The following is a 14,929-nucleotide window of genomic DNA, read 5'->3' as shown; positions in this document are numbered from 1 at the left end:
GTTCGTGAAAAATCAAAATCTGTAGAAGCTATCAATAGTTCTTTAGCAAATGCTAGTAAAGTTTACGAGTGGATCACTTGGAATAATGATACTAAAGAAGGTACTTTTGTAACTGTTCCACAACGTTTACAAATTCCAGAAAATATCAAAGAACAACTAATCGTTGAGTTATACAACAAATAAAAATTGACAGAAGTCTAAATTATGGCAATATTTAATTTTCAAAAACCAGATAAAGTTATCATGATCGATTCAACCGATTTTGAAGGTAAGTTTGAATTCAGACCTTTAGAACCTGGTTACGGATTGACAGTTGGTAATGCACTTAGAAGAGTTTTACTTTCAGCCCTTGAAGGTTATGCAATAACTTCTGTTCGTATTGAAGGTGTTGATCACGAATTTTCTACGATTTCTGGTGTAGTTGAAGATGTTACTGAAATCATTCTAAGCTTAAAACAAGTTAGACTTAAACGTCAAATTGAAGAAGTTGATAATGAGACTGTAACAATTTCACTTTCCGGTAAAGAACAAATTACTGCTGGTGATTTTCAGAAATTTATTTCTGGATTTCAAGTGTTAAACCCAGAATTAATTATCTGTAACCTTGATTCAAAAGTTAATTTGAACATCGAATTAACCATTGAAAAAGGAAGAGGATACGTTCCTGCTGAAGAGAATAAAAAACAAAATGCAGCAATTGGAACTATATTTATTGATTCTATTTTTACACCTGTAAAGAATGTAAAATATGGAATTGAAAACTTCCGTGTTGAGCAAAAAACAGATTATGAAAAATTGGTTTTTGAAATAAAAACTGATGGTTCAATCAATCCAAAAGATGCTTTAACAGAAGCTGCAAAAGTTTTAATTCACCACTTTATGTTGTTCTCAGATGAGAGAATAACACTTGAAGCTGACGAAATTGCACAAACAGAATCCTATGATGAAGAATCATTACACATGAGACAATTGCTTAAAACTAAGCTTGTTGATATGGATCTTTCTGTAAGAGCATTAAATTGTTTGAAAGCTGCAGAAGTTGAAACGCTTGGTGATTTAGTATCATTCAACAAAAACGACTTGATGAAATTCCGTAATTTCGGTAAGAAATCATTGACCGAGCTTGATGAGCTTGTGGCAATCAAAAACTTACATTTCGGAATGGATTTGTCAAAATATAAACTAGATAAAGAATAAATTTACTTCATATTTTGCTCTCCAAAGCGGATAGATGCAAGATGAAGGTTTAAAAAACACGTCATGAGACACGGAAAAAAATTCAACCATTTAAGCAGACAACAAGGTCATAGAAGATCAATGTTGGCTAACATGGCTTGTTCATTAATTGAGCACAAAAGAATCAATACAACAGTTGCCAAAGCAAAAGCTTTGAAACAATTCGTTGAACCATTGATCACAAAATCAAAAGAAGATACTACGCACAACAGACGTATTGTATTTGCTTACTTGAGAAACAAATATGCAGTTACAGAACTTTTTAGAGAAGTAGCAGCAAAAGTGGGTGACCGTCCAGGTGGTTACACACGTATCATCAAGTTAGGAAATCGTTTGGGAGATAACGCTGATATGGCGATGATCGAGCTAGTAGATTTCAACGAACTATACAACGGAGGTAAAAAAGAAGAGAAAAAAGCAAAAAGCCGTCGTGGTGGAAAAGCTAAAAAAGCAGAAACTACTGCTCCTGAAGCTAAGGCACCGGAAGCTCCAGCTGCTGATTCAACTCCAACAACCGAAGCTGCTGAATAATGAAATTCATTTTCAAATAATAAAAAAGGATAAACTTTCGAGTTTGTCCTTTTTTTTTGATTTTTTCAGAAGCGAATGGCTCGGACTTTTTCAGGAAACTATGTTCCCGCTTTCCGCTATATCTTTTGTTCCACAAGCTACACAAAAGGATATCGCTGCAATCGGGGCTAAAAAGTAAGCCATAAAACGAAAGTGCCAAGAAAAAAAACAATAAATTAAGAACTTACGATTACACCTGACAGGTTTCAAAAACCTGTCAGGTGTAAAAACGAAGAAATTAAAAGCATAATGTAACTTAATCTCTTATTGGTTCAAAAAAATAAAATCTTTTATGCCTTATATGGTTAAAAAAATGTCAACCATACAAAACTCAGCATCTCAGCAACTCAGAAAAAAAACTTTCCCAAATTCAGAATTTAAACTAAATTTGCAAAACAACACACAACAATGAACTACACTACACGACAACCCGCCATTCTTTTACTCGCAGATGGCACTATTTTTCACGGAAAATCAATCGGAATCAGCGGAAAAACCTTCGGGGAAGTCTGCTTCAACACCGGAATGACAGGCTATCAGGAAATCTTTACCGATCCTTCTTATTTTGGTCAAATCATGGTAGCCACTAATGCACATATTGGAAATTACGGTGTAAACGACCAAGAAGTAGAGTCTGATTCTATTAAAATAGCTGGATTAGTGTGTAAAAATTTCAGCTTCAATTATTCAAGAGATGATGCTTCCGGAAGTTTATACGATTATTTCGAAAAACAAAACCTAATTGCCATTTCTGATGTCGATACGCGAGCTTTGGTAAGTTACATCCGTGACCACGGAGCACAAAATGCCGTAATTTGCACCGATGGAACCCATATTGACGAACTGAAACATCAATTGGCCAACGTTCCAGACATGAAAGGATTGGAGTTAGCTTCCACCGTTTCAACCAAAGAACCTTATTTCTTTGGAGATGAAAACGCAACGTATAAAATTTCTGCTTTAGATTTAGGTATTAAAACCAATATCCTTCGCAATTTAGCCAAGAGAGATTGTTATATCAAAGTATTTCCATACAACGCTTCGTATGCCGATTTACAAAGTTTCAATCCTGATGGTTACTTTTTGTCCAACGGTCCCGGCGATCCGGAACCATTGGCCGGCGTAATCGAGGTTGCAAAACAAATCATAGCCGACAATAAACCATTATTCGGAATTTGTCTAGGTCATCAAATCATTGGTTTGGCCAACGGTATTTCAACTTATAAAATGTTCAACGGACATCGCGGAATCAATCATCCCGTAAAAAATCTCATCACCGGAAAAGGAGAAATTACTTCTCAAAACCACGGATTTGCTGTTGTTCGCGAAGAACTTGAAAAACATCCCGATTTAGAAATCACCCACGAACACCTTAACGACGGAACCGTAGCCGGAATGCGAATGAAATCTAAGAATTGTTTCTCGGTGCAATACCATCCCGAAGCAAGTCCAGGTCCACACGATTCATCTTATTTGTTTGATGATTTCATTTCCAACATTAAAAAAGCAACTTTACAAGAAGTTTAAATAGAAAGACCTGACAGTTTGTGTAATTGTCAGGTCTCTTTTTACTAAAACGTTTGCGTTTATAACTTTGATTAAATTATATAAAAATCAAAATTTAGAATCCGTAAATTTGTGTATCATCAAAATAAATAACTAAAAAATAGTAAATAAATAAACCATGAGTATTATTATCAAAGTACATGCAAGACAAATCCTTGATTCAAGAGGTAATCCAACAGTTGAAGTAGATGTCATTACAGAAAACGGAATTTTAGGAAGAGCTGCTGTTCCATCAGGAGCTTCAACCGGAGAACACGAAGCCGTAGAATTACGTGACGGTGGAAAATCATATATGGGAAAAGGCGTGTTGAAAGCAGTAGATAACGTAAATACTAACATTGCCAATGAAATAGTGGGTATGTCCGTTTTTGAACAAAATCAAATCGACAAAACCATGATTGAATTGGATGGAACTCCAAATAAATCAAATTTAGGTGCCAATGCTATTCTTGGTGTTTCATTAGCCGTTGCCAAAGCTGCTGCTAACGAATTGGGAATGCCTTTATATCGTTATGTGGGTGGTGTTTCTGCCAATACATTACCAGTTCCAATGATGAATATCATTAACGGAGGTTCACATTCTGATGCTCCAATTGCATTTCAGGAATTTATGATTATGCCAGTAAAAGCTAAAAATTTCACGCATGCCATGCAAATGGGAACGGAGATTTTTCACAACTTGAAGAAAGTATTGCACGATCGTCATTTGTCAACTGCAGTTGGTGACGAAGGTGGTTTTGCACCGAACTTACCCGGCGGAACAGAAGACGCGTTAGATTCTATCAAATTGGCCGTTGAAAATGCAGGTTATACGTTTGGGGATGATGTGATGATTGCTTTAGACTGTGCTGCTGCCGAATTTTATGTAAATGGAAATTACGATTACAAAAAATTTGAAGGTGAAACCGGAAAAATCAGAACTTCTGCTGAACAAGCTGAATATTTATCTGAATTAGCTTCAAAATATCCAATCATTTCTATAGAAGACGGAATGGATGAAAACGACTGGGACGGATGGAAATATTTAACAGACCTTATCGGTAACAAAACACAATTGGTTGGAGACGATTTATTTGTAACCAATGTGCAACGTTTAAAAACCGGAATTGATAAAGGAATTGCCAATTCTATTTTGATTAAAGTAAACCAAATTGGTACATTAACAGAAACTATTGCAGCTGTAAACATGGCTCACAATGCAGGTTATACTTCTGTAATGTCTCACCGTTCGGGAGAAACAGAAGACAATACTATTGCAGATTTAGCCGTAGCTTTAAACTGTGGTCAAATTAAAACCGGTTCGGCTTCGCGTTCCGATCGTATGGCAAAATACAATCAATTGCTTCGAATTGAAGAAGAATTAGGGGAGGTGGCTTACTTTCCCGGATTGAATGCTTTCAAACAGAAATAGTTTTTTTAAAGACTTTATAAAGAAACCCTTTCAATGAATTTGAAAGGGTTTTTCTTTTTCATATTCTAAATCAAAACCACATTATACTCATTTGTAAACTTTAGATATCAATCGAAAAACTATATTTGTTTATCAATTGATTGTTATGAGGAAGTTATTAGTACTGCTACTTATATTTTTATCCAGTTTTTCGAATCTTTTAAGTCAAAATGCTGTCGCAGATAGTTTGTTGACTGCATTGGAAAAGTCTAAAAATGAAATTGAAAAGACTCAAATTCTGAATGCCATTTCGGATTTTTATAAAAGTAGTGACCCGAAAAAGATGAAAGAGTATGCTCAAAAAGCATTGCAACTTTCTCAGAAAATACGTTTTAAGTCTGAAGAAGGAAATGCTTTTTTGAACCTTGGAATCTCAACTATTATTACTGGAGAATACTCAAAAGCCTTGGATTATTTTTCTAAAGCAAAATTGATTTTTGAAAACGAATTGTCAATTGGCTCCAAAGAGGATTTTAAAAACAAAAGTGGTTTAGCACGAACGTTTGGTAGTATGGGCGTTGTATTTTCGGAACAAAGTAATTATGCAAAAGCCCTTCAATTTCATTTAAAAGCAGTTGCAATTTATGAGGAATTGCAAGATGAAGAAAAAGTAGCTAGAGTTTTTAATAACATAGGAGTAGTTTACAGAGCACAAAACGAAGATTTTAAAGCACTTGAATATTTTATCAAAGCACAAAAATTACAAGAAAAAACAGGTGATAAAACCGTTGGAATTACTTGTACTAACATAGGTAATTTGCATCTGAAACAAAAAAACTTTCAAAAAGCAGAGGAATACTATACAAAAGCCAAATATTTTTTTGAAAAATATCCAAATCCAAGAGGTTTGGGTGAATTATATAATAATTTAGGACTTTATTTTAAAGAGATAAATAACCCGAATAAAGTTTTGGAAAGTTGGGATTTAGCTTTAAATAGTCTTGATGTAATTGGTGATAAATTCGGAAAGTCTGATACTTATCTTTTTTTGGGGCAATGGTTTTATGAAAAAAAGAATTATAAAGAAGCTCTAAAATATGCTCAACAATCGGCTAATTTATCTAAGGAGTTAAATGTCATAGAAGGTGCCGCTTTGGCTGAAAAATTATTGAGTTCAATCTATGAAAAATTAAATGATACTGAAAAAGCACTCGTGCATTTTAAATTATTTAAAGCGGCTCAAGATAGCTTGATGAATCATGAAAATATTAGAAGAAGTGTCCAAGCGGAAATGAATTATGAGTTTGAGAAAAAAGAAGCTTTACAAAAAAAGGAACTTGAAAAAAGGGAATTAGTGCTTTCAGAAAAATCAAAACGACAAACATTAATAAGCTTATTTATTGCTTTGTTGACTTTGCTTATCATTGGAATTGCATTTTTATTTTATAACAGATTTCAGTTAAAGAAAACATTGACCTTACAAAAAGAGTTGGCTGAATATGAACAAAAAGCCCTGCATCTTCAAATGAATCCACATTTTGTGTTTAATTGTTTGGGTTCTATTTCCAGTTTTATAGTTCAGAATGGAACCGATTCAGCTATCAAATATTTGTCTAAATTTTCCAAGTTAATGCGTTTGACTTTAGAGTATTCCAAAGAATCATTGATTCCAATTGATAAAGAAATGGAGAGTTTACAAAATTATCTGGAATTAGAACAATTGCGATTTAATAATGTTTTTGATTTTAAAATCACAAAGAGTTCTGATATTGAAGACGATATGGCTATTCCACCATTGTTATTACAACCGTTTGTAGAAAATGCAATTATTCACGGTTTGATTCCCAAAAAAGAAAACGGAACTATTTCCATAGACTTCTCACTAGATAAAGAAAATTTGATTTGTACTATTTTAGATGACGGAATTGGATTTGAAAAATCGAAAGAAATAAAAGAAAATTTGGTAGCTATTCACAAATCAATGGCTTTAGATATTACAAAAAAGCGATTGGAAATGATGGAAGCTTCTACAGCTCAAAAAGCTAAAGTAGAAATCAAAGAAATGAAGGACAATGAAGGAGAAATTCAAGGAACAAAAGTAGTACTGAATTTGCCGATACAATATATAAAATAGTAATTTACGGATTGGGAGGCAAACCGCACTCGAAATCCGCAACCTGAAATTAAAAAATGACAACAGCAATTTTAATAGATGACGATGCTAACTTAAGAGCAGGAATGCGAAAGCTGCTTTTGCGTTATGCACCTGAAATACAAATTATTGGTGAAGCAGATAGTGTATTATCCGGAGTGGAAGCAATGAGCCAATTGCAACCGCAGGTTTTGTTTTTAGATATTCAACTCACTGATGGAACCGGTTTTGATTTATTGGAACAACTCGCGTCAAAGAACGGTAAAATTACATCGCAAGTAGTGTTCATTACCGCTCATGAGCAATATGCTATTAAAGCCTTTCGATTTAGTGCTTTAGATTTTTTATTAAAACCCGTTGATCCGGATGAATTACAAAAAGTAATTGAAAAGATAAAGCACGTTTTATCTCAAAGCGACAATTATGCTCATATTGATTTATTATTAGAAAATATCAGAAAAAAAGTTGACAATTTTAAACGCATTGCTTTGTCAACATCAGATGGTATCCATTTGTTTGAGATTAGTGACATTATCAGATGTGAAAGCGAAGACAATTATACCAAGTTTTATATCAAGAACAATAAACCGATACTGATTTCAAAAACATTAAAAGAATATGAAGAATTGTTAATGGAACATGGTTTTGAACGCATTCATCAATCGCATTTAATCAATTTGGCTTATTTGAAATCATATATAAAAAAAGACGGGGGATATGTAGTGATGACAGATAATAGTAATATCCCAATTTCACAACGAAAAAAGGAACGGTTACAGGAATTATTGAAATCGTTATAAATTCTAATTCAAAACCATTGTTTACTCATTAATCATTTATAAATCAAACCAACTGAATTACCTTTAAAAAAATAAATTGCTATGAAAAAGATTTTACTTTTATTTATTTTACTAACAGGCTCACTTTATGCACAACCCCCAATTGGGCAGCCAAATAATTTGGCGATTTGTGATCAAAATAGTGATGGATTTGAAGCCTTTGATTTGACAGTGACTATTCCTGAAATTTTAAACGGTTTAAATCCATCACTTTATACAATAACTTTTTATACTTCTCTTGCCGATGCTCAAAATGAGATGGCTCCAATCGCAAATCCTAGTTCTTATTTAAATACTTTTAATCCTCACACAATATTTGTCCGAGTTTTAGAAAATGCAAACCCAACAAATTTTGCGATTACAAGTTTTGATTTGATTGTATATCCGTTACCATCTATTGTGCAACCATCAAATTTAGTTATCTATCAATCGCCTTTTGTTGGAACGGCAACTTTTGATTTATCTACACAAAATGCTTTTTTAATTAATGGGAATTCATCAGCTTTTGTTAGTTATTATGCAACAGAAACAAATGCAGTTTCAGGTTCATCAATGATAGTTTCTACGACTGCTTTTTCAAATGTTTCCAATCCTCAAACAATTTACGCTAGAGTTGAAAATACAGAAACAGGTTGTTTTTCAATAACAAGCTTTGATTTAATAGTAGCTGAAGATGGAATTGTTTTTATTCCTGATGTGAATTTTAAAGCACGATTGCTTTCTGCTTCACCTACAGTTCAAGTGGCTCAAAACGGATTTAATAATTGGATAACAATTGATGCCAATGATGATGGAGAAATTCAACTCAGTGAAGCTCTTGAGGTGACTTACTTTAGGTTAAATAGTTTTTTATTTGATGATAATGAGAAGATTAATTCTCTTGAAGGTATAAATTCATTCTTAAATCTAACATATTTGGATTGTAATTTTAATTTGCTTTCAGATATAAATATTAATTTGTTAGCCAATTTAGTATATTTTGAATGTGCTGGTAATAATTTGTCAACATTAACGCTTCAGAATTTTTCAAATTTGATCGAAATTAAATGTGGAATTAATCCACTTACAAGTTTAAATCTTCAATCAATACCGAACTTACAATATTTAGCCTGTAATGATACTTTATTAACCGAATTGGATGTTACACAATTTACAAATTTGTCAGGGTTAGATTGTAATTCTTCACAATTGACCTCTTTAACTGTTAACAATTTGCCAAACCTTGGAGCAATAAATTGCCCAAATAACCAACTTTCAACAATCAACTTAGAAGGTTTAACATCGTTATATGCTTTAAATGCAAACGATAATCTGTTGACTAGTTTAGATGTGCAACAAATTCCATTAGTATCTCAAATCCAAGTGAATAACAATCAGTTGACAACTTTAAATGTTGATGGGTTAAATAATTTACTTACTTTGAGGTGTAACAATAACCTATTTACAACTTTAAATATTGAAAATTTACCATCAATTCAAGAGTTTAGATGCAGTGAGAACAGTCTTCTTGAAACTTTATTTATAAAAAATGGGATTGATGAATTTATTTGGGCAGTGAATTGTCCAAACCTTATATACATTTGTGCTGATGAAACCCAAATTCAAAGTATTCAGTCATTGGGTTCTGCTGGTAATCCAGATGACTATGTGATTAATTCATACTGTACTTTTTTACCTGGAGGAAATTACAATTCTATTACCGGAAAAATTATTATGGATGGTAATTCTAATGGATGCGACATACAAGATATACCACAGCCCAACATTAGAGTAGATATTAACGACGGTATGCTTGAAGGAGCTAGTTTTACAAACAATTTGGGAGAGTACGCATTTTATACACAAGCAGGAAGTTTTGTTTTGACACCTAATATTGAAAATCCCAGTTGGTTTAATTTTTCACCGCCAACAATTACAATTCCTTTTTTGAATAATGATAATAATAGCATAATACAAAATTTTTGTATTACTCCAAATGGTTTTCATCCTGATGTAGAAATTGTTGTATCACCTATTTTTCCGGCACGTCCGGGTTATGAAGCCGTTTATCAAATAGTTTTTAAAAATAAAGGCAATCAAACCTTATCACAAGCTAATGGTATTAGTTTTAGTTACAATACAAATTTTATGAATTTTGTGTCTGCCTCTACTGCACCAACAACAATGGACGCGGGGGTGATTTCTTGGAGTTATGTCAATCTGATTCCATTTGAAAGTAGAAACATCTATATTACATTCAACATAAATTCATCAACGGATACAAATCCGGTGAATAGTGGTGATGTTTTGCAATTTACATCTACAATTGTACCAATTATTGGCGATGAAACTCCTGCAGATAATACGTTTGTTTTTAATCAAGTTGTTGTTGACTCTTATGTTACAAATAGCATAACATGTGTGGAAGGTAATTTAGCCTCTACCTCTCAAATAGGGGAGTACTTACATTACATAATCAATTTTGAAAATACCGGTACTGCTTCTGCTGAAAATATAATAATAAGTTTAAGCATAAATGAAAATGATTTTGACAGTAATACATTGCAGATATTAAAAGCATCTCATGAAGTTGATGCAAGAATCAAAGGAGATAAAGTAGAATTTATTTTTCAAAATATTCTTTTAGAATCTGGTGGTCATGGTAACATTTTATTGAAAATGAAAACACATGACACTATGCAAAGTGGCAACTATGTTCAGAAAAAAGCAACTATTTATTATAATTATAATTTGCCAATTGAAACCAACATGGCAGTAACTCTGTTTCAAGAGTTAAGTGTTGATAATCCCCTTTTAGATAGTTTGATAACTCTTTATCCTAATCCGTCTTCAGATAGAGTGAATATTCAAAGTGACGATAGTAACACAATAAAAACGGTTGAATTATATGATATTCAAGGGAGATTATTGCAAACAACAATTGTAAATAATATTTCTACAGAAATAAATTTGCTTCAAAGAACAAACGGAATGTATTTTGTGAAAATAAATACAATGATTGGGAGCAAAGTGGTAAAATTGATTAAGAATTAATCAGTTAATTTTGAATTTTGAATTGAAAACTCACGGATTTTATTCGTGAGTTTTTTTATTATGATGTTTTGATGTATACAAACTTTACAATATTTATACTAAATTTAACGAAAACGATAGAGATAAAATTTTAACATTCCTCTAAAATTCCGTAATTTCGCAACAAACATTGTTTATACATACAAATTACACACATAATCATGTCAAAAACTGCAATATTAAAATTCGATGGCAAAGAATATGAGTTTCCAATTATAGTTGGAAGTGAAAATGAAGCCGCTATCGATATCGAGCAATTACGTGCCTTAACCGGTGCCATTACATTAGATCCGGGATATAAAAACTCAGGTTCTTGTAAAAGTGAAATTACTTTTTTAGATGGAGAAGAAGGAATTCTTCGCTACAGAGGTTATTCTATTGAAGATTTAGCATCAAAGGCAAACTTTTTGGAAGTTTCTTATTTACTTATTTTTGGAGAATTACCAACAAAAGCTGAATTAGAGAAATTTGAAAATGGTATTCGCAAATATACCTTAGTCAATGAAGAAATGAAAAACATTATTGATGGGTTTCCAAAAACAGCTCACCCAATGGGAGTTTTAGCTTCTTTGACAAGTGCATTAACGGCTTTCAATCCGAAATCGGTTAATCCTCACAACGAAAAAGAAATGTATGAAGCGGTATGTAAAACCATGGGTAAATTTTTGGTTATCGCTACTTGGACTTTCCGCAAATCAATGGGGTATCCGTTAAATTATTATGATAATACAAAAGGATATGTTGAAAATTTCATGCATTTGATGTATGAGTTGCCAACAGGACCTTATAAAATTGATCCAATTGTTGTTAAAGCTTTAGACAAATTGTTTATACTTCATGCAGATCATGAACAAAACTGTTCCACTTCAACAGTACGAATTGTAGGTTCTTCTCATGCCGGGTTATTTGCATCTATCGCATCAGGTGTTTCTGCACTTTGGGGACCCCTTCACGGTGGTGCTAACCAAGCTGTTTTAGAAATGCTAGAAGAAATTCACAAAAACGGTGGCGATGTGGCCAAGTTTGTCTTAAAAGCAAAAGACAAAGACGATCCGTTCCGTTTAATGGGATTCGGACACAGAGTTTATAAAAACTTTGACCCACGTGCTACCATCATTAAAAAAGCTGCTGATGATGTTTTAGCTTCTTTAGGCGTTGATGATCCGTTATTGGATATTGCAAAACAATTAGAAAAAGTGGCTTTAGAAGACGAATACTTCAAAGCAAGAAACTTATATCCGAATGTTGATTTCTATTCCGGAATTATATACCGTGCCTTAGGAATCCCAACCGAAATGTTTACCGTAATGTTCGCCATTGGTCGTTTACCGGGTTGGATTGCTCAATGGAAAGAAATGCGAATCAACAAAGAACCAATCGGAAGACCACGTCAAGTTTATGTGGGTCATCCCTTGAGAGAGTTCAAATCAATGGATAAAAGATAGTAGGATCAAGTCTTGACTTGTCCATGCCAAATAAGAAAGCCTTCCTTTTAGGAGGGCTTTCTTATTTTATCAAATCTTTAAAATATAGTTTCATAAATTATTAATACCACAAATATATTGCTTTTGGAAAGCCTTTTTTTATCTTTGTCAAAAGCCAAAAGCGACTTTATGTTACCATTACACATACAAAACGAAACTTCCCGATTGAGGGCCGTGGTCTTAGGAACTGCGGTAAGCAATGGGCCAACGCCAACTGCCGAAGAAGCCTATGACCCTAAATCACTCGAACACATTTTAGCCGGAACCTATCCCATAGAAGCCGATATGATTGATGAAATGGAAGCTTTCAACCAAGTGTTTAAAAAATACGACGTAGAAGTTTTTAGACCGGATATTATTCCGAATTATAACCAAATTTTTAGTCGCGACATTGGTTTTGTAATTGATGATATTTTCATCAAAGCCAATATTCTTCCCGATAGAGAAAAAGAACTCGATGCCATTCAATATGTTATTGACCACATTGACCCAAAAAAAGTAGTGCGTCCACCGGAAGAAGTACATATCGAAGGAGGTGACGTAATGTTGTGGAATGATTATATTTTCATTGGTACGTATAAAGGTTCTGATTATAAAGATTACATCACAGCACGAACCAATTGGCAAGGAGTGGAATATATCAAACAACTATTTCCACACAAAAAAGTAAAAGATTTCGATTTGGTGAAATCAAAGATTGAAGCTCGTGACAATGCGTTGCATCTTGATTGTTGTTTTCAACCCGTTGGAACAAACAAAGGAATCATCTACAAAAGTGGATTTCGTGAAGAAGCTGATTATATGTTTTTAGTGAACCTTTTCGGAAAAGAAAATCTATTTCACATTACACGAGACGAAATGTATCATATGAATTCCAACGTGTTTTCCATCGCACCGGATGTTGTGGTTTCAGAACGAAATTTCTCGAGACTGAACAATTGGCTTCGTGAAAATGGTTTCACCGTCGAAGAAATTCCATACGCTGAAATTGCTAAACAAGAAGGATTGTTGCGATGTTCAACATTACCATTAGTAAGAGATAAATAGTTGTCGGTTGTCAGTTATCTGTTATCCGATAACTGAAATCGGTAAATTAGTACCAAATATAAACCAATAAAATTTAATTATAAGCCATGAAGAGTTATAACGATTTAGACATTTACCAATTGAGTTTAGACTTATTTTTTAGGGTTCATCCAGCCTCATTATTATTACCAAAGTATGAATTATATGAGTTAGGAAGCCAAGTAAGAAGATCATCCGATTCCGTAGTTTCAAACATCGTTGAGGGCTATGGACGAAAAAGATACAAAGCAGAATTTATCCGATTTTTAGTCTTTAGTCACGGCAGTTGCCTAGAAACAAAAAACCACCTTTTTAAAATTAGTCGATTATACAAAGGAGTTGTGCCAAGTATTGACGTTTTTATTGAAGAGTATGATATTTTAGGAGCAAAAATTTTTACTTTTATAAAATATGTAGAAGAAAACTGGAAATAACCAAAGACCGACAACAGACAACCGATAACAGACAACCGATAACAGACAACCGATAACAGACAACCGATAACAGACAACAGAAAAAATGAACCAAACAACAAACACCATCCTCATGATCCGTCCCGTTGCCTTCAGAATGAACGAGCAAACGGCCGTAAATAATTACTATCAAAAAGTACTTGACAATACAACACCGGCTACCGTAAATGCTAAAGCTCAACAAGAGTTTGATGCATTTGTAGAAAAACTTCAAAAAGTAGGAGTGAACGTGATTGTTGTTGATGATACCTTAGATCCCGACACGCCCGACAGTATTTTTCCAAACAATTGGATTTCATTTCATGAAAACGGTGATGTAACTTTATATCCTATGTTTGCCGAAAACCGTCGTTTAGAACGCAGAGAAGACATTTTAGACATCATTGAAGATAAAGGTTTTGTTATAAACGAAATCATGGACTATACTTCCGCAGAAGACGATGGCTATTATTTGGAAGGAACAGGAAGCATACTCTTAGACCGTGACAATGCCAAAGCCTATTGTGCTCTTTCACCACGTGCAGATGAAGAATTATTCATTGAATTTTGTGAAGATTTTGATTTGGCTCCGGTCATTTTTGAAGCCTACCAAACTGTGAATGGTGAGCGAAAACACATTTATCATACCAACGTTATGATGTGTTTAGCCGAAACATTTGCTGTGATTTGTGCAGATTGTATCGATGACAAAAAAGAACGAAAAATGGTCCTTGACAACCTTCGTGCAGACGGAAAAGACATCATTCTAATCACTGAAGAGCAAGTGAACAACTTTGCAGGAAACATGCTGCAAGTCAAAGGAAAAGACAACAAACGTTATTTGGTCATGAGTAATTCAGCTCATCAAAGTTTGACTAAAGCCCAACTTCACAAAATCGAAGAACACTGCGAAATCATTTCTTCCAGTTTAGATACCATTGAAGCTTGTGGTGGTGGAAGTGCTCGTTGTATGATGGCCGAGGTTTTTCTTCCTGTAGCAGAATAGATTTCTTATTTTTAAATTCATATTAAAAAATCCAAATACATCAGGTCTTTGGATTTTTTTGTTAAAATTGCATACAACTACCCAACTCCACACCAAT

The 14,929-nt window shown here is 33.6% G+C and carries 11 protein-coding genes and 1 pseudogene; all 12 read left to right on the top strand.

Annotated features, from left to right (window positions below; all coding sequences use genetic code 11):
• Positions 1-183, top strand: a pseudogene (locus tag B3L86_RS03875) (30S ribosomal protein S4); the annotation flags it as partial.
• A 21-nt stretch (positions 184-204) separates the two neighbouring features.
• On the top strand, positions 205-1,197 hold the full coding sequence (locus B3L86_RS03870) for a DNA-directed RNA polymerase subunit alpha (protein WP_291115221.1): 993 nt from the start codon (positions 205-207) through the stop codon (positions 1,195-1,197).
• Between the two features lie 63 nt (positions 1,198-1,260).
• A complete protein-coding gene (gene rplQ / locus B3L86_RS03865; protein WP_291115219.1) occupies positions 1,261-1,767 on the top strand; it encodes a 50S ribosomal protein L17 in 507 nt (168 codons plus the stop codon).
• A gap of 447 nt (positions 1,768-2,214) precedes the next feature.
• A complete protein-coding gene (gene carA / locus B3L86_RS03860) occupies positions 2,215-3,333 on the top strand; it encodes a glutamine-hydrolyzing carbamoyl-phosphate synthase small subunit (RefSeq protein ID WP_291115217.1) in 1,119 nt (372 codons plus the stop codon).
• A 157-nt stretch (positions 3,334-3,490) separates the two neighbouring features.
• Complete coding sequence (eno, locus tag B3L86_RS03855; RefSeq protein ID WP_291115215.1) at positions 3,491-4,783, top strand: phosphopyruvate hydratase; 1,293 nt, start codon at positions 3,491-3,493, stop codon at positions 4,781-4,783.
• 145 nt (positions 4,784-4,928) lie between these two features.
• Positions 4,929-6,896 carry a tetratricopeptide repeat-containing sensor histidine kinase gene (locus B3L86_RS03850; RefSeq protein ID WP_291115213.1) on the top strand — a complete coding sequence of 656 codons (1,968 nt, stop codon included), beginning with the start codon at positions 4,929-4,931 and terminating at the stop codon, positions 6,894-6,896.
• Positions 6,897-6,952: 56 nt separating this feature from the next.
• A complete protein-coding gene (locus B3L86_RS03845) occupies positions 6,953-7,714 on the top strand; it encodes a LytR/AlgR family response regulator transcription factor (protein WP_291115211.1) in 762 nt (253 codons plus the stop codon).
• Between the two features lie 81 nt (positions 7,715-7,795).
• Positions 7,796-10,786 (top strand): DUF7619 domain-containing protein, encoded by a 2,991-nt coding sequence (locus B3L86_RS03840; protein WP_291115209.1) that lies wholly within the window; start codon positions 7,796-7,798, stop codon positions 10,784-10,786.
• A gap of 200 nt (positions 10,787-10,986) precedes the next feature.
• Positions 10,987-12,270: a citrate synthase gene (locus B3L86_RS03835; RefSeq protein ID WP_291115207.1), complete on the top strand. Its 1,284-nt coding sequence runs from the start codon at positions 10,987-10,989 to the stop codon at positions 12,268-12,270.
• A gap of 168 nt (positions 12,271-12,438) precedes the next feature.
• Positions 12,439-13,356 (top strand): dimethylarginine dimethylaminohydrolase family protein, encoded by a 918-nt coding sequence (locus tag B3L86_RS03830; RefSeq protein WP_291115205.1) that lies wholly within the window; start codon positions 12,439-12,441, stop codon positions 13,354-13,356.
• 86 nt (positions 13,357-13,442) lie between these two features.
• A complete protein-coding gene (locus B3L86_RS03825; protein ID WP_291115203.1) occupies positions 13,443-13,808 on the top strand; it encodes a four helix bundle protein in 366 nt (121 codons plus the stop codon).
• 85 nt (positions 13,809-13,893) lie between these two features.
• The gene (ctlX, locus tag B3L86_RS03820) at positions 13,894-14,832 is read left to right on the top strand and encodes a citrulline utilization hydrolase CtlX (protein ID WP_291115201.1); all 939 of its coding nucleotides are present in this window, start codon (positions 13,894-13,896) and stop codon (positions 14,830-14,832) included.
• The last annotated feature ends 97 nt before the right edge of the window (positions 14,833-14,929 follow it).

The organism is Flavobacterium sp. UBA6135 (genome assembly GCF_002428305.1).
GTDB lineage: Bacteria > Bacteroidota > Bacteroidia > Flavobacteriales > Flavobacteriaceae > Flavobacterium.
This window is presented reverse-complemented; position numbering and strand designations above follow the sequence as displayed.

Coding starts and splice junctions, on each gene's coding strand:
- B3L86_RS03870 (WP_291115221.1), top strand. CDS start 205: ATGGCAATATTTAATTTTCAAAAACCAGATAAAGTTATCATGATCGAT.
- rplQ (WP_291115219.1), top strand. CDS start 1,261: ATGAGACACGGAAAAAAATTCAACCATTTAAGCAGACAACAAGGTCAT.
- carA (WP_291115217.1), top strand. CDS start 2,215: ATGAACTACACTACACGACAACCCGCCATTCTTTTACTCGCAGATGGC.
- eno (WP_291115215.1), top strand. CDS start 3,491: ATGAGTATTATTATCAAAGTACATGCAAGACAAATCCTTGATTCAAGA.
- B3L86_RS03850 (WP_291115213.1), top strand. CDS start 4,929: ATGAGGAAGTTATTAGTACTGCTACTTATATTTTTATCCAGTTTTTCG.
- B3L86_RS03845 (WP_291115211.1), top strand. CDS start 6,953: ATGACAACAGCAATTTTAATAGATGACGATGCTAACTTAAGAGCAGGA.
- B3L86_RS03840 (WP_291115209.1), top strand. CDS start 7,796: ATGAAAAAGATTTTACTTTTATTTATTTTACTAACAGGCTCACTTTAT.
- B3L86_RS03835 (WP_291115207.1), top strand. CDS start 10,987: ATGTCAAAAACTGCAATATTAAAATTCGATGGCAAAGAATATGAGTTT.
- B3L86_RS03830 (WP_291115205.1), top strand. CDS start 12,439: ATGTTACCATTACACATACAAAACGAAACTTCCCGATTGAGGGCCGTG.
- B3L86_RS03825 (WP_291115203.1), top strand. CDS start 13,443: ATGAAGAGTTATAACGATTTAGACATTTACCAATTGAGTTTAGACTTA.
- ctlX (WP_291115201.1), top strand. CDS start 13,894: ATGAACCAAACAACAAACACCATCCTCATGATCCGTCCCGTTGCCTTC.